The organism is Pseudomonas sp. NPDC086581 (genome assembly GCF_044746165.1).
Taxonomy (GTDB): domain Bacteria; phylum Pseudomonadota; class Gammaproteobacteria; order Pseudomonadales; family Pseudomonadaceae; genus Pseudomonas.
Genome location: NZ_JBIVBR010000012.1, coordinates 225,992 through 241,815, shown reverse-complemented (window position 1 = coordinate 241,815; position 15,824 = coordinate 225,992). Strand labels below are relative to the sequence as shown.

Annotated in this window: 12 protein-coding genes; 7 read left to right on the top strand and 5 right to left on the bottom strand. The window is 66.2% G+C overall.

The features are described from left to right. Positions 1 to 181: 181 nt before the first annotated feature. A complete protein-coding gene (fusA, locus tag ACIPK7_RS23820) occupies positions 182 to 2,290 on the bottom strand; it encodes an elongation factor G (protein ID WP_401090582.1) in 2,109 nt (702 codons plus the stop codon). Positions 2,291 to 2,548: 258 nt separating this feature from the next. On the opposite strand from fusA, the gene ACIPK7_RS23815 reads away from it, so the two are divergent. From ACIPK7_RS23815 to ACIPK7_RS23800, 4 genes are all read left to right on the top strand, one after another. Next, positions 2,549 to 3,052: a sigma-70 family RNA polymerase sigma factor gene (locus ACIPK7_RS23815; RefSeq protein WP_401090581.1), complete on the top strand. Its 504-nt coding sequence runs from the start codon at positions 2,549 to 2,551 to the stop codon at positions 3,050 to 3,052. After that, positions 3,052 to 3,987, top strand: coding sequence for a FecR domain-containing protein (locus ACIPK7_RS23810; protein WP_401090579.1), 936 nt, complete (start codon positions 3,052 to 3,054; stop codon positions 3,985 to 3,987). The genes ACIPK7_RS23815 and ACIPK7_RS23810 overlap by 1 nt, the downstream gene beginning before the upstream one ends. Positions 3,988 to 4,346: 359 nt before the next feature. Next, positions 4,347 to 6,758 (top strand): TonB-dependent siderophore receptor, encoded by a 2,412-nt coding sequence (locus ACIPK7_RS23805; RefSeq protein WP_401090577.1) that lies wholly within the window; start codon positions 4,347 to 4,349, stop codon positions 6,756 to 6,758. A 175-nt stretch (positions 6,759 to 6,933) separates the two neighbouring features. Continuing rightward, complete coding sequence (locus ACIPK7_RS23800) at positions 6,934 to 7,593, top strand: DsbA family oxidoreductase (protein ID WP_401090575.1); 660 nt, start codon at positions 6,934 to 6,936, stop codon at positions 7,591 to 7,593. Between the two features lie 212 nt (positions 7,594 to 7,805). On the opposite strand, the gene ACIPK7_RS23795 is transcribed toward ACIPK7_RS23800, so the two are convergent. Then, positions 7,806 to 8,141 carry a ribonuclease E inhibitor RraB gene (locus ACIPK7_RS23795; RefSeq protein WP_401090573.1) on the bottom strand — a complete coding sequence of 112 codons (336 nt, stop codon included), beginning with the start codon at positions 8,139 to 8,141 and terminating at the stop codon, positions 7,806 to 7,808. A 206-nt stretch (positions 8,142 to 8,347) separates the two neighbouring features. Between ACIPK7_RS23795 and ptrC the strand changes: the two genes are divergently transcribed. Continuing rightward, positions 8,348 to 8,545: a type III secretion system co-regulatory protein PtrC gene (gene ptrC, locus ACIPK7_RS23790; RefSeq protein WP_401090571.1), complete on the top strand. Its 198-nt coding sequence runs from the start codon at positions 8,348 to 8,350 to the stop codon at positions 8,543 to 8,545. Between the two features lie 71 nt (positions 8,546 to 8,616). Here the strand turns inward: ptrC and ACIPK7_RS23785 are convergent, their stop codons facing one another. From ACIPK7_RS23785 to ACIPK7_RS23775, 3 genes are all read right to left on the bottom strand, one after another. After that, positions 8,617 to 10,860 carry a molybdopterin cofactor-binding domain-containing protein gene (locus ACIPK7_RS23785; RefSeq protein WP_401090569.1) on the bottom strand — a complete coding sequence of 748 codons (2,244 nt, stop codon included), beginning with the start codon at positions 10,858 to 10,860 and terminating at the stop codon, positions 8,617 to 8,619. Positions 10,861 to 10,871: 11 nt separating this feature from the next. Then, positions 10,872 to 11,330, bottom strand: a complete 459-nt coding sequence (locus ACIPK7_RS23780) for a (2Fe-2S)-binding protein (RefSeq protein ID WP_081516800.1) — start codon at positions 11,328 to 11,330, stop codon at positions 10,872 to 10,874. Positions 11,331 to 11,771: 441 nt separating this feature from the next. Further along, positions 11,772 to 12,791: a zinc-dependent alcohol dehydrogenase family protein gene (locus ACIPK7_RS23775; RefSeq protein ID WP_401090567.1), complete on the bottom strand. Its 1,020-nt coding sequence runs from the start codon at positions 12,789 to 12,791 to the stop codon at positions 11,772 to 11,774. Between the two features lie 313 nt (positions 12,792 to 13,104). Here ACIPK7_RS23775 and ACIPK7_RS23770 point away from each other — a divergent pair, with 313 nt between their 5' ends. Together ACIPK7_RS23770 and mexE are read left to right on the top strand one after the other, a co-directional pair. Continuing rightward, the gene (locus ACIPK7_RS23770) at positions 13,105 to 14,019 is read left to right on the top strand and encodes a LysR family transcriptional regulator (RefSeq protein ID WP_017517481.1); all 915 of its coding nucleotides are present in this window, start codon (positions 13,105 to 13,107) and stop codon (positions 14,017 to 14,019) included. A gap of 400 nt (positions 14,020 to 14,419) precedes the next feature. Beyond that, entirely contained in the window at positions 14,420 to 15,655 is a 1,236-nt protein-coding gene (mexE, locus tag ACIPK7_RS23765; protein WP_401090565.1) for a multidrug efflux RND transporter periplasmic adaptor subunit MexE, read from the top strand. Positions 15,656 to 15,824: the final 169 nt, after the last annotated feature.

Sequence of the window (15,824 nt, the reverse complement as noted above, 5' to 3'; positions counted from 1 at the left end):
CGCAAATTGGCCCGGATTGCCTTTGCCCTGATGACGACTCAGCAACCGTATCGGACTGCGGCCGATACGGTGGGGTAGACATAGAATCTCCTACAGGGAGTACCAGGCTCAGCCGGCACGCCGCGCAAGAACTGCAAAAGCAAACGGCGCCCGTGGGCGCCGTCATCCGCTCAGGGCAGCCTCACCCCTGGGACTTCTTGATGATCGCCTCGGCAATGTTCGCCGGTGCCTCAGCGTACTTGGTGAACTCCATCGAGTAGCTCGCCCGCCCCTGGGACATCGAACGCACGTCCGTGGCGTAGCCGAACATCTCGCCCAGCGGCACCTCGGCGCGGATGACCTTGCCCGCGGGGGTGTCTTCCATGCCCTGGATCAGCCCGCGCCGGCGGTTCAGGTCGCCCATCACGTCGCCCATGTAATCCTCCGGCGTCACCACCTCGACCTTCATCACCGGCTCCAGCAGCACCGCGCCACCCTTCTGCGAGAGCTGCTTGGTGGCCATCGAAGCGGCAATCTTGAACGCCATCTCGCTGGAGTCGACGTCGTGGTAGGAGCCGTCGAACACCGAGGCCTTCAGGCCGATCAGCGGGTAGCCAGCGAGCACGCCGCTCTGCATCTGTTCCTCGATGCCCTTCTGGATCGCCGGGATGAATTCGCGCGGGATCACGCCGCCGACCACCTCGTTGACGAACTCCAGCCCGTCCTTGCCCTCGTCACCCGGCTCGAAGCGAATCCAGCAGTGGCCGAACTGGCCACGGCCGCCGGACTGGCGGACGAACTTGCCTTCGATCTCGCACTTCCTGCGGATCGCCTCGCGGTAGGCCACCTGCGGCTTGCCGATGTTGGCCTCGACGTTGAACTCGCGGCGCATGCGGTCGACGATGATGTCCAGGTGCAACTCGCCCATGCCGGAGATGATGGTCTGCCCGGTTTCCTCGTCGGTCTTCACGCGGAACGACGGGTCTTCCTGGGCCAGCTTGGACAGGGCGATGCCCATCTTCTCCTGGTCGGCCTTGGTCTTGGGTTCCACGGCCACGGAGATCACCGGATCGGGGAAGTCCATGCGCTCGAGGATGATCGGCTTGTCGATGGAGCACAGGGTGTCGCCGGTGGTGACATCCTTCATGCCGATCAGCGCGGCGATGTCGCCAGCGCGCACTTCCTTGATCTCTTCGCGCTGGTTCGCGTGCATCTGCACCATGCGGCCGACGCGCTCCTTCTTGATCTTCACCGAGTTGAGCACGGCGTCGCCGCTGCTCAGTACGCCGGAATAGACGCGGGCGAAGGTCAGGGTGCCGACGAAGGGGTCGGTGGCAATCTTGAATGCCAGCGCGGAGAACGGCTCGCTGTCGTCGGCGTGGCGCTCCAGGTGCTTCTCTTCGTCGTCCGGGTCGGTGCCGTTGATCGCGGGGATTTCCGTGGGCGCCGGCAGGTAGTCGATCACCGCGTCGAGCACCAGCGGCACGCCCTTGTTCTTGAACGAGGAGCCTAGCACCGCCGGGACGATCTGGTTGGCCAGGGTGCGCTGGCGCAGGCCGGCCTTGATCTCCTCGATGGTCAGTTCCTGGCCTTCGAGGTACTTGTTCATCAGGTCGTCGTTGGCTTCGGCCGCGGCCTCGACCATGTGTGCGCGCCACTCGTCCGCCAGCGCCTGCAGTTCGGCCGGGATGGGTTCCTCGGTGTAGCTGGTGCCCTGGTCGGCGTCGTTCCAGACAATGGCCTTCATCTTCACCAGGTCGATCTGCCCGGCGAAGGTTTCCTCCGAGCCGATGGCCAGCTGGATCGGCACCGGGGTATGCCCCAGGCGCTGCTTGATCTGCGCCACCACGCGGAGGAAATCGGCGCCCTGGCGGTCCATCTTGTTGACGTAGGCCAGGCGCGGCACGTGGTACTTGTTGGCCTGGCGCCAGACCGTCTCGGACTGCGGCTCGACGCCATCGGCGCCGCTGAACACCACCACCGCGCCGTCGAGCACGCGCAGGGAGCGCTCCACCTCGATGGTGAAGTCCACGTGGCCGGGGGTGTCGATGATATTGAAGCGGTACTTGTTGGGGTACTGCTTGGAGGAGCCCTGCCAGAACGCCGTGGTCGCCGCCGAGGTGATGGTGATGCCGCGTTCCTGCTCCTGCACCATCCAGTCCATGGTCGCCGCGCCGTCGTGCACCTCGCCCATCTTGTGGTTCACACCGGTGTAGAAAAGGATGCGCTCGGTGGTCGTGGTCTTGCCGGCGTCGACGTGGGCGACAATGCCGATGTTGCGGTAAAGCTCGATGGGCGTGGTGCGAGCCATGGTGTGCTCCGTATCTGCTGGATGACTGCCGGGCCTGCTGCTGCGGGTCCGTTGCCTGCGCGGGACGGCGAGAGGAAATACAGCGTCAGAAATTTCTGAGCGCAACAGGCTCAAGGTAGCGCGTCTTCGTGGCAATTCCAGTGTCTGTGCTTCGCCGATGTCGCAGTCCGACCGGTTGCGTCGCTCCGGCATTGCGTTGCCCAGTGGGAAAACCCTAAAATGATAGGCATTCTCAAATGAAAATCTGACGCACGCACCGTGGCCCTCGTCGAAACCCCGCTCCCGCAGCATCTGCACACCCTCTACGCCGAGCACAACGGTTGGCTCCAGCAGTGGCTGCGCGGCAGGCTTGGCAACGCCTGGGATGCTGCCGACCTTGCCCATGACACTTTCCTTCGCCTGCTGCGGCGGCCGCGGGAAGACCTCGGCGAACGCCCGCGCGCCCTCCTCACCCACATAGCCAAAGGCCTGCTGGTGGACCGCTGGCGGCGCCAGGAGATCGAACGCGCCTATCTGGACAGTATCGCCGCGCTGCCGGAGGAACTGGCGCCCGGCCCCGAAGCCCGCGAGATGATCATCGAAGCGCTGGAGCGAATCGACGCCGCGCTGGGCGAACTCCCCGTGCTGGCCCGCGAAGCCTTCCTGCTATCGCAACTCGACGGCCTGACCTACCCGGTGATCGCCGAGCGCCTGGGCATTTCCCTGGCCAGCGTGAAGCGCTACATGCGCGCCGGCTTCGTCGCTTGCCTGAGCGTCGCCTGATGCGCGAGCAACCGCTGGACCCCGGCATCCTTGGCGAAGCCGCCGACTGGCTGGTACGCCTGAACGAACAACCCGCCAGCAACGCCGACCTGCAGGCCATCGAGCAATGGCGCGCGCGCAGCGCCCAGCACGCCGAAGCCTGGCGCCGCGCCGAAGCGTTGCTGGGCCTGCGCCAGCTGCCGCCGGGCCTCAGCCGGCATAGCCTGCAACGCAGTGGCTTGAGCCGCCGGCAGATGCTCAACCGCCTGGGCGTGCTCCTGGCCGTGGCGCCGGCTGCCTGGCTGGCGGCACGGCAGCTGCCCTGGGCGGAGTGGAACGCCGACCTGCGCACCGCCGTGGGCGAACGCAAGCACCTGCGCCTGCCCGACGGCAGCCAGCTCACCCTGAATACCGACAGCGCGGTGAACGTGGCCTTCAACGGCAGTGAACGGCGCCTGAGCCTGCTCGAAGGCGAAATACTCGTCGACGCCCTGCCCGACCCACGCCCCTTCCTAGTCGGCAGCCGCCACGGCCTGCTGCGCACCCCAGCCGCACGCTTCGGCCTGCGAGACCTGGGCGATGCATGCCGTGTTGCGGTGCTAGACAAGGAGCTCAGCGTCGAGCTGCCGGACTATGCGAGCCGGGTGGTCAGCGCCGGCCAGCAGCTGGTGTTCGGCGCGCAGGGCTTCCAGCCGCTGCAAATAGCGGACGCCAACGCCAGCGCCTGGGAGAACGGCATGCTGCTGGCCCAGGGCATGCGCCTGGACAACCTGCTGGGCGAGCTGGGCCGCTACCGCAGCGGCTTCCTGCGCTGCGACCCGCGCCTGGCGAACCTGCGCGTGACCGGAGCGATCCCGCTGGGCGACAGCGACGCCGGCCTCGCGCTGCTGGCGGACATGCTGCCGGTGAAACTGCGGCGGATGACGCGCTACTGGGTCACCGTGGAGCCGGCGTAAGCCCTCCGTGCCTTCGGTGGGTATCGTGCCTGCGCTTCCCCGTCACCCCAACCCTCTCCCTCAGGGAGAGGGGGCCGTTCGGCGCAGGATGGATGCCACGGCGTCAGCCGGACGCTCTGCTCCCTCTCCCTCTGGGAGAGGGTTGGGGTGAGGGGATGCCCCACTCCGAAATATCCAGCCATCTGTAGGAGCGAGCTTGCTCGCGAACCGCCCAACGCCGGCACGGCCGGAAACCTGTTCGCGAGCAAGCTCGCTCCCACGAAAGCACCCTCTGAAATTTTTTCGCCATTCCCTGACACCTTTTCCGATCTCGCCCGGTGAAGAGGAAGACAACCTCCATTCGCCGACAGGAACACTCCATGCTCCTCCGCTCCCGCCTTCGCCCGCACTCCCTCGCCCTGGCCGTCGGCCTGGCCCTGACCGGCGGCGTCGTGCTGCCAACCCTGGCCGCCGAAGCCGCCAGCCAGCAGCGCCAGTACGACATCGCCCCCGGCCCGCTGGGCGAGGTGCTGGCGCGCTTCGCCGCGCAGGCCGGCGTACCGTTGGCGTTCGAGGCGCAAGCACTGAACCGTCAGCAGAGCGCCGGGCTCAAAGGCAGCTTTGCGCCGGAACAGGGCCTTGAACTGTTGCTTCAAGACAGCGGCTACCGCCTGGTGCGCAAGAGCAGCGGTTACGGCGTGGAAGCAGCTCCGGATGACGCCGGCGCGCTGGAAATGGACGCCACCACGATCAGCGCCGCCGCACAGCGGCCCAGCGACCTGCCGCCCGCCTATGCCGGCGGTCAGGTCGCCCGTGGCGCGCAACTGGGCATGCTGGGCAACCAGGATATCCAGGACGTGCCCTTCAGCTTCGCCAGCTACACCGCCAAGACCATCCAGGACACCCAGGCGCAGACCGTCGGCGACGTACTGCTCAACGACGCCTCGGTGCGCCAGGGCAACGGCTACGGCAACTTCTCGCAGATCTTCGTCATCCGCGGCCTGCCGCTGAGCACCGATGACGTCTCGCTCAACGGCCTGTACGGCGTCACCCCACGGCAGATCATCGGCACCGAGTCGCTGGAGCGCGTCGAGCTGTTCAAGGGCCCCAACGCCTTCATCAACGGCGTGACGCCCAGCGGCAGCGGCATCGGCGGCGCGGTCAACCTGCAGACCAAGCGCGCCGAGGACACCCCCACCCGCAGCGTGACCCTGGGTTACGGCAGCGACAACCAGATCGGCGAGCACCTCGACCTCGGCCAGCGCTTCGGCGAGGACAACCGCTTCGGCGCGCGGGTCAACCTGGCCCAGCGCGAAGGCGAGACCGGCGTTGACGACGAGAACCAGCGCTACAAGCTGGCCACCGTCAACCTCGACTACCGTGGCGAGCGCCTGCGCCTGAACACCGACTTCGGCTACCAGAAGCAGCGCATCAACCAGGGCCGCCCGGTGGTCTACGTCGGCAGCGGCGTCAGCAGCATTCCCCACGCCCCGGACGCCGACCACAACTACGGCCAGTCCTGGAGCTACTCGCAGCTGGAAGACACCTTCGGCATGTTCCGCGCCGAGTACGACCTCAATGACAACTGGACGGCCTACCTCTCCGGTGGCGCCAAGCACACCCGCGAGAACGGCGCCTACTCCGCGCTGACCCTCAACGACAACAGCGGCGACGCGGGCGGCGGCATGATGGACGCCACCCACGACGAGGACAACAAGAGCGCCATGGCCGGCCTCAACGGCCACTTCGCCACCGGTCCGGTCAGCCACCAGATGAACCTCAGCGTCGCCGGCATCTGGGCCGAACAGCGCAGTGCCTACACCATGACCACCAAGCGCTACCCGACCAACCTCTACAACCCGGTGCAGACGCCCAAGCCCGCGCCGACCCTGGCCGGCGGCGACTACAGCGACCCTGGCATCGTCGGCAAGACGCTGAACAGGAGCGTGGCCGCCGCCGATACCCTGGGCTTCCTCGATGACCGCGTGCTGCTGACCGTCGGCGTGCGCCGCCAGAGCATCGGCACCGACGGCTGGAACTACGTCGGCAAGCGCACCGCCAGCTACGACGAGTCCATCACCACGCCGGTCTACGGCCTGGTGGTGAAACCCACCGAGTACCTGTCGCTCTACGCCAACCGCATCGAAGGTCTGGCCGCCGGCCCGACCGCACCCAGCAGCGCTTCGAACTTCGGCGAAGTCTTCGCGCCGAACCGCTCCAAGCAGGTGGAAGTGGGGGCCAAGCTGGACTTCGGTAGCTACGGGGGCAACCTGGCCTTCTATCGCATCGAGCAGCCGTTTAGCACCACCGACCCGGACTCAAAGATCTTCAGCGTCGACGGTGAGCAGGAGAACCGCGGCATCGAGCTGAACATCTTCGGCGAACCGGTCGACGGCCTGCGCCTGCTGGCCGGTGGCACCTGGATCGACACCGAGCTGAAGAACACTGCCGGCGGCAAGACCGACGGCAACCGTGCCGTGGGCGTGCCGACCTTCCAGTACAACCTGGGCGCCGACTGGGACGTCCCCGGCATCCAGGGCGCCGCCCTCAACGGCCGCGTGCTGCGCACCGGCGGTCAATACCTGGACGCGGCCAACGACCTGAGCATCCCGGCCTGGACCCGCTTCGACCTCGGCGCCCGCTACGCCTTCAAGGTGGACGAGCGCGACGTGACCCTGCGCGCCAACCTGGAAAACGTCGCCAACAAGTCGTACTGGGCCTCCACCATCGGCGGCTACCTGACCCAGGGCGACCCGCGCACCCTGAAGCTGTCGATGACCGTCGACTTCTGAATTCCCCATCGCGACAGGGACGTCGCACCCTATTCCCGCCTCCGCCGCCGGCGCTTCAGCCCGGCGATGCAGGCGCCGGCAAGCACGCGAAAACACTCCCGGCCGTCTCGCCACTGGATCGCAACGTCCATCCGGGTCCATGCTAGAAGCTCGCCCATTTGCCGGAGTTCGCCCCATGAGCGACGCCATCACCATCGATTTCGTCTCCGACGTGGTCTGCCCCTGGTGCGCCATCGGCCTCAACGGCCTGCTGGAAGCCATGCGTCGGGTGGACGACGAACTGACCGTGGAACTGCGCATCAAGCCCTTCGAGCTCAATGCCGACATGCCCGCCGAAGGGGAAGATCTGGTGGAGCACCTGCAGCGCAAGTACGGCAGCAGCGCCGAAGACATCGCCCGCAACCAGGAGCACCTGCGCGCCATGGGCGAAGAAGTCGGCGTGCACTTCGACCTGAAGAAGCGCAACCGCATCTATAACACCTTCGACGCCCACCGCCTGCTGCACTGGGCGGGAGAATCGCGCCGCGATATCGCCCTGAAGCAGGCGCTGCTGCATGCCTACTTCGGCGAAGGGCGCGACCCGAGCGACCCGGAAGTACTGCTGGAAGTGGCCGTCAGCGTCGGCCTGGACGCAGTGCGCGCGCGGGAAATCCTCGACAGCGACGCCTACGCCGACGAGGTGGTGGCCGAGGAGGACTTCTACACCAGCCACGGCATCCGAGCGGTGCCGGCGGTGATCCTCAATGGCCGCCAACTGATCTCCGGGGCGCAGAGCACCGACTACTACGAGCAGGCGCTGCGCCAGGTGGCGCGCAATGCGCCGTTGCCGGAGTGACTTGTCCGGCGTAATGGCAAAGGCCCGCATCACGCGGGACTTGGGCTTTTCGTAGAAGCGAACCGTAGGGCGCATAACCTGGAACAGGTTATCCGCCGGCCCTTTCGCGGCGCATAACGCTGGCGCGTTATGCGCCCTACGGAACGGAGAAGCTCAGCCACCTAAAAGAAAAACGGCGCCCGAAGGCGCCGTTTTCATGCAGCATCGGCCGATCAGAGCGCCGACCAGCCGTCCATCTGACCACCCAGGTCAGCGGAGTGCTCGGACAGCAGCGCCGCATAGCCGCTGACGTGCTCGTGGGAGAGCTCCATCACCGGGTAGGCCAGGACCTGCCAGGGCAGCTTGTCGTTGCCGTCGTACTCGGAGTACGCCACCTTCTGCCCGTTCTGCAGCAGCATGATGGCGAAGTCCAGGGCGGACTGCTCGTCCGGGAAGATCACCGCGAACTCCACCTCATGCTCGAGGGAGAGGTCTTCGCCGTCTTCCTGCAGGGCCCACAGGGCATCGCCGATTTCGTCTTCCGGGAAAAGCTGCTTGTCGCGGCTCATGTCACTGCTCCAGTTCGATTTACAAAGTGCCCGGTGTGGGCACGCCCGCGCAGGATACCCGTCCTGCGTGACAGATGCCGGAAAACTTCGCCGGCACCATCGCCTTTGGTGATGTTCACCATCACGGCGTTTCACTTCCGCCCTGGCCCGCGCGGCGCGACGATGCCTCCATCGGGCCTGCGCCCTCCCACATCGAGCCTGCGACCATGCACAGTCACGACGAGGCGTACCGCATCACCTACATCACCCTGGACGAGGTGCAATTGCACTTCGAGACCGAGGTCGCCGTCACCGACGAGGAAGGCGGCCTCGCCCTGCACAGCGCCGCCACCCTGCCCGATGAACGCCGGGTACTGCGCGAGCTGATCTGCGAGGCGCACGAACAGCAGGCTCTGGTCGCCTGACCTGAGGAAAGCTTAGACCCTGAACGGCAAATGCCCCGCACCAGCGGGGCATTTGCTTTCACGGGCGCGCCTCAGGCCTGCAACTGATTGCCGATCGGCAAGGTGCGGATACGCTTGCCGGTTGCCGCGAACAGCGCATTGGCCAGGGCCGGCGCCAGGGGCGGAACGCCGGGCTCGCCGACGCCGGTCGGCGGCTCGGCGGACGGCACGATGTGCACCTCCACTACCGGCATCTCGTTGATACGCAGCACCTGGAAGTCGTGGAAGTTGGACTGGTCGACCTTTCCGTCTGTCAGCGTGATGGCACTGTGCAGCGCCGCCGACAGGGCGAAGCCGATGCCTCCCTCCATCTGCGCCTTGATCACGTCCGGATTGATCGCCAGACCGCAATCCACCGCGCAGACCACGCGGTCCACCTTGAAGCTCTTGTCCGCCTTGTAGGTCACTTCCACCACCTGGGCAACGTAGCTGCCGAACGACTCGTGCACGGCGATACCACGGCCACGCTGCTCGCCGTCCTTGCCCTTTTCCAGGGGCGCGAGCCAGTTCGCCCGCTGCGCCGCCAGCTCCAGCGCGCCGCGATGACGCGGGTGCTTCGCCAGCAGCTTGCGGCGGAACTCGTACGGGTCCTGCTTGGCGGCGATGGCCGCTTCGTCGATCAGCGTCTCGGTGGAAAACGCCGTGTGGGTATGGCCCACCGAACGCCACCACTGGGTCGGCACCGTGACGTTTTCTGCCAGCGCCTGTTCGACGCGCAGGTTCGGCACGGCGTAAGGCAGGTCGGCAGCACCCTCGACAGCGATCTTGTCGACGCCGTCCTTGACCATGAACTTCTCGAACGGCGTGCCGACGATGAAGGATTGCCCCACCAGCCGCTGCTCCCAGCCCACCAGGTTGCCCTGGGCGTCCACCGCCAGCCGCGCGCGATGGAGGAAGGCCGGGCGATAGTAGCCGGCGCGGGTGTCGTCCTCGCGGGTCCAGACCATCTTGATCGGTACCTTCACGCCCTGCTCGCGGGCCGCCTTGGCAATGGCGACCGCTTCCAGCACGTAATCCGAATGCGGATTGGCACGGCGGCCGAAGCTGCCGCCGGCGTAAAGCTGGGTGATGCTCACCTGCTCGGGCGGCATGCCCAGCAGCTGCGCCACGGACATCTGGTCGCCGGTCTGCCATTGTTCGCCGTTCCAGATCTGGCAGCCGTCCTCCTTGAGGAACACCACGCAGTTCAGCGGTTCCATGGCCGCGTGGGCGAGATAGGGGAACTGGTATTCCGCCTCGATCAGGTGCGCTGGCTTCTCCAGCGCCTTGCCGATGTCCCCTTCGTTGCGCGCCACCAGGCCCGGCTTGCTGGCCATGTCGCGGTACTGGGCAAAGATTTCCTTGCTGCCCATCTTGAAGGCCTTGCTCTCGTCCCACTCGACCTGCAGCGCGTCACGGCCCTGGCGCGCGGCCCAGGTGTTCTTAGCCAGCACCGCGACGCCGGCGAAACGCCGATCGCTGCCGGGGAATTGCACCACGTCGACCACACCGGGCACGGCCTTGGCCTTGCTCGCGTCGACTTTCGCCGGCACGCCGCCGAAGCGCGGCGGGTGGGCCACCACGGCCACCAGCATGTCGGGCAGGTGCACGTCCTGGGTGAACTGCGCGGTGCCGTCTGTCTTGGACGGGCTGTCCTTGCGCGGCAGCTGCACCTGGCCGATCAGCTTGAAGTCCTTCGGGTCCTTGAGTTTCACGTCCGCCGGCACCGGCTGCTTCGCCGCCGCCTCGGCCAGTTCGCCGAAGCCGGCCTTGCGCCCGGAAGCCGGGTGGGTGACGACGCCGTCGTGCACTTCGATCTGCGCCGCCGGCACCTTCCACTGCTCCGCCGCCGCGGCGACCAGCATGGCGCGGGCGCTGGCACCGGCCTTGCGCATCTGCTCGAAGGAGTTGGCCATGGCGTTGCTGCCGCCGGTGCCCTGCAGGTTGCCGAAGGCCAGGTTGGCGTAGCGCTTGGCGTCAGCCGGCGCGCCTTCGACCTGCACGTGGCTCCAGTCGGCGTCCAGTTCCTCGGCGACCAGGGTGGCCAGGCCGGTGTAGCTGCCCTGGCCCATTTCCACATGTTTGGCGATCACGGTGACGGTGCCGTCCGGGGCGATACGCACGAAGGCGTTGGCCTCGAAATCGCTGGCCGCCTGGGCATCGCCCAGCTTGCCCAGCAGCGGCGCGAAATAGATGCCCAGGGCCAGGCCGCCGGCGCCGCGCAGGAAGCTGCGGCGGCTGACGTTGAGGATGCTGCCGGGCTGCGCCGGCTGTTCGTCGGTACGGGGTTCGAGCATGACTTCGGTCCTCAGGCCAGGGTCTGGGCGGCGTCGTGGATGGCCGCGCGGATCCGCGCATAGGTGGCGCAGCGGCAGATGTTGCCGCTCATGGCGGCGTCGATGTCGGCATCGCTGGGCTTCTTGTTCGAAGCCAGCAAGGCAGTGGCCGACATGATCTGGCCGGACTGGCAGTAGCCGCACTGCACCACGTCGAGCTTGCGCCAGGCTTCCTGCACGGCCTTGCCGGCGGCCTGCTCGGCCACCGCCTCGATGGTGGTGATCTTCTTGCCGGCCACCGCCGCCAGCGGGGTGACGCAGGAGCGCGTCGGCTGCCCGTCGATGTGCACGGTGCAGGCGCCGCACAGCGCCATGCCGCAGCCGTACTTGGTGCCGGTCAGCCCGGCGACATCGCGGATGGCCCAGAGCAGGGGCATCTCGCCGGGGGCGTCGAGCTCGTGGTCCTTGCCGTTCAGGTTCACGGTAATCATCAGGAAATTCACCTCTGTCACTGGGTGATAGAAATCAGGGTGTTGAAATGGAGCGGAGCGCAGCGGCTCCGGCACGCAATGGATTCAGCCTAGGCCCAGAGGCCCGTGGGTGCCGCGACGATACGCGAGGAAGGCGCCGAGCGGTTTGCCTGGTTCTCCCGAGGCTTGCCTGATACTGCGGGGGATGTAGCGGCGTATAGACGACTCTATTCCGATGCTTTGCGGCTGACGAGTACAACTCGGAACGCCCCATGCTGCTCCTCGCAGGATGGCGTGGAGCGCAGCGATACCCATCAATCCTGCGCGGCGACAGCATGGGTATCGCTTAGGCTCCACCCATCCTACATTTCAGCAAGTCCTTAACCGTCGCAGGGGCGGCAATAATGGGCGCGCACAAAAAAGCCACTCCGGAGAGTGGCTCTTTCAGTCACCGATGACGGATCACTCCGGCATCTTCATCACCACACGGCCGCCGCCTGGGCAGGTTTCCATGTAGTAGTTGGCGTCGCGGTACTGGGCGAAGTCGAACACCCGGTCGATGCTCGGCTTGAGCAACTGGTCGGCGGTCATCTGGTTGATCGCGGTCAGCGCCCGTTGCACGGCTTCGTCGTTGCGTGTCAGGCCGATCTCCGGTTGCCCGGTGAAGTCCAGCACGCAGTGACGGTAGAACTGCAGGTGCTTCTTGAAAGCCGCACAGGCCGGGAAAGCTGCGTCGTTGCCGCCATTGATGCCGTAGAGGATCAGCTTGCCGCGCGGCGCAGCGACGTCACCCAGCAGCTTCATCTGCGGGCCGGCGCACTGGTCGAGGACGATCTCCACACCTTCACCTTTGGTGAAGCGCTCGACTTCCAGCACCAGGTCCTGCTCCTCGGTGTAGATGATCTTGTCCGCACCCAGGCCCTTCAGAAACTCACGGGTTTCCTCATGGCTGGTGGTGGCGATCACCTGGGCGCCAAGCGCCTTGGCCAGCTGCACCGCCTGCGGGGCGAGGCAATGACCGGCCTCGGTGATCAGCACGCGCTGGCCGGGCTTGATCTGTGCCAACTCCACCAGGGCGAAGTAGGAATACAGCAGGCCGGTGTAGTGCACGGCGGCTTCGACCGGGGTCAGTACGTCGGGATAACGGGTCAGCGAGGTGCGCGGCACGATGACGTGGTCGCCCCAGGCCGGGTACAGGTTCGGCGAGTTCGCCGGGAAACTGGCCACCGCCACGCCGGGTTCGAGGTCTTCTACGCCCTCGCCCACGGCTTCGACGATGCCGGAGAGTTCATAGCCGATGCCCGCCGGCAGCTTGGCCTGATCCGGGGCGAGGTTCTGCCGCCAGAGCACGTCGCGCCAACTGACGCCCAGTGCCTGGGTACGGACCAGCACTTCACCCGGCCCCGGTTGCGGGGTCGGCATTTCCTCGATCTTCAGGACCGAGGCGTCACCGAACTGGTGGAAACGGATCATGCGGGACATCACATACCTCGCCTTAGTAGTGCTCATAGCCACGGACTCTATCCGGGCTTTAGGGGTGACGCCACCGTTCACCATTGATAGTTGACATAAATGGCGATGATTCGGCCCACCCTGCGAGCCTTGTCCGGTGCGGCCGCGGGGCTCTGCGACGGGGCTGAGGGAAGGACCTGGGCGGCTCTGTTCATACAGAGTCTGACCACATTGCCGGGGCGAGATTCTCATTAAAAAAGTAGAAATTGATCAAGGACTTATCTGACAGACTTGACTCAGGACACGCTCGGCCCCACTTTTCCCCCATCGCCAGGGAGTCCCTATGAACCGCAACGACCTACGCAAGGTTGATCTCAACCTGTTGATCGTTTTCGAGACGCTGATGCATGAACGCAGCGTGACCCGCGCCGCCGAGAAGCTGTTCCTCGGCCAGCCGGCGATCAGTGCGGCCCTGGCGCGCCTGCGCGGTCTGTTCGACGATCCGCTGTTCGTCCGCACCGGACGCAGCATGGAACCCACCGCGCGGGCGCAGGAAATCTTCGGCCACCTCTCGCCAGCGCTGGACTCCATCTCCACCGCCCTGAGCCGCGCCGCAGACTTCGATCCGGCCACCAGCAAGGCGGTGTTCCGCATCGGCCTGTCCGATGACGTGGAATTCGGCCTGCTGCCGCCGCTGCTGCGCCGCCTGCGCTCCGAGGCGCCGGGCATCACCCTCGTAGTGCGCCGCGCTAACTACCTGCTGATGCCGCAACTGCTGTCGTCCGGGGAAATCTCCGTGGGCGTGAGTTACACCGACGAGCTGCCGGCCAACGCCAAGCGCAAGACGCTGCGCCGCAGCACCTGGAAGATCCTCCGTGCCGACTCGATTCCCGGCGCGCTGACCCTCGATGACTACTGCGCGCGTCCGCACGCGCTGGTGTCCTACGCTGGCGATCTGGACGGCTTCGTCGACCAGACCCTCGCCGAGATGGACCGCAAGCGCCAGGTGGTGCTGGCCGTGCCGCAGTTCGTCGGCCTCGCCCAGTTGCTGGCCGGCACCGACATCATCGCCACCGTGCCCGAATACGTGGCCCTGGCGCTGACCGCCGCCGGCGGCCTGCGCGCCGAGGAACCGCCCTTCCCCACGCGCCTGGCCGAGCTGTCCATGGTCTGGCGCGGCGCCCAGGACCAGGACCCGGCCGAGCGCTGGCTGCGTTCGCGCATCACCATGTTCGTGGGCGATCCGGACAGTCTCTGACCCCACAGCACCTCACCTGTAGGAGCGAGCCTGACCAAGCATCGGCGCGGGTGCATCCCCTCACCCCAACCCTCTCCCGAAGGGAGAGGGAGCCGTCCGTGCCGGCTGATGCTGTAGTTTCCTCCTGCGCCGATCAGTCCCCTCTCCCTCTGGGAGAGGGTCGGGGTGAGGGCAGCCCGGGCGAATCAAACTATCAAGTAGCACTCGCGGCAATCCCCGTGCCCACTCCTTCTATCTATTCCTGCGCGCCCTCTATCTATTCCTACGAATAGTGCAAAAGCATTTATCACTGCGCGTGATAATCAAAATCTACTCGTTCGATTAGTTCCCGGGCGCCCCCTTGCGCAGACTCCGCTCCATCAGAAATCCCAAAACCAATTAGATCGCCGGAGTCTTTTCCATGGAGCGAAATCTGAACACCTTGCGTATTCCGTTGGCGTTGGCCGCCGTGCTGGTTCTCAGCGCCTGCGGCAAGGGCCAGGAGGCGGCACAGAACATGGCCGCCCCCAAGGTCAGCGTGGCGGACGTCATCGAACAACCGATCAACGAATGGGACGAGTTCACCGGCCGCCTGGAGGCTCCGGAGTCCGTCGAACTGCGTCCGCGCGTCTCCGGCTACATCGACCGCGTCGCCTTCCGTGAAGGCGCGCTGGTGAAGAAAGGCGACCTGCTGTTCCAGATCGACCCGCGCCCGTTCCAGGCCGAGGTCCATCGCCTGGAAGCCCAGCTGCAACAGGCCCGCGCCAACCAGACCCGTACCGTCAACGAAGCCTCCCGCGGTGATCGCCTGCGCGCCACCAACGCCATTTCCGCGGAACTCGCCGACGCCCGCACCGCTGCCGCCACCGAGGCGAAAGCCGTGGTCGCCGCGACCCAGGCGGAACTGGACAACGCCCGCCTGAACCTGTCGTTCACCCAGGTTACCGCACCCATCGACGGCCGCGTCTCGCGCGCCGAAGTCACCGCCGGCAACCTGGTGAACAGCGGCGAAAGCGTGCTGACCACCCTGGTCTCCACTGACAAGGTCTACGCGTACTTCGACGCCGACGAGCGCGTCTACTTGAAGTACGTCGACCTGGCCCGCAAAGGTGGCCCGGACGCCCGCGGCACCAGCCCGGTGTACCTGGGCCTGACCGGCGAGGACGGCTTCCCCCACCAGGGCCGCCTGGACTTCCTCGACAACCAGGTCAACCCCAAGACCGGCACCATCCGTGGGCGCGCCGTGTTCGACAACGACGCCAACCAGTTCACCCCCGGCCTGTACGCCCGCATCAAGCTGGTCGGCAGCGGCACCTACCCCGCCGCGCTGATCAAGGACGAAGCGGTCGGCACGGACCTTGGCAAGAAGTTCGTGCTGGTGCTCGATAAAGACAGCAAGGTGCAATACCGCGGCATCGAGCTCGGCCCGAAACTCGAAGGCCTGCGCATCGTCCGCAGCGGCCTGGTGAAAGGTGACCGCATCGTGGTCAACGGCCTGCAACGGGTTCGCCCGGGCGCCCAGGTCGATGCCCAGGGTGTCGAGATGGCCAGCAAGGAAACCCTCGCCAACCTCGAGAGCCAGCGTCGCGCGCTGGAGAGCTTCGAGGCACCGAAGGTCGCCGAGAAATCGGCCAAGCCGGTTGCGCCGCGCGGCTGACCCCAACCCGTACGAGTTCTTCGAGGATCCTGCCGAGCGCAGGCCAGGCAAGGCGGAAGACGGTGGGGAAGCGCAGTTCACTGTAGTGAATGAGCATTCCGAACCGGCTTCCAACGCAGCCTGGGCAAGCGCAGGCGGATCGTCGACGAACTCTCCCTGAATTGATGTA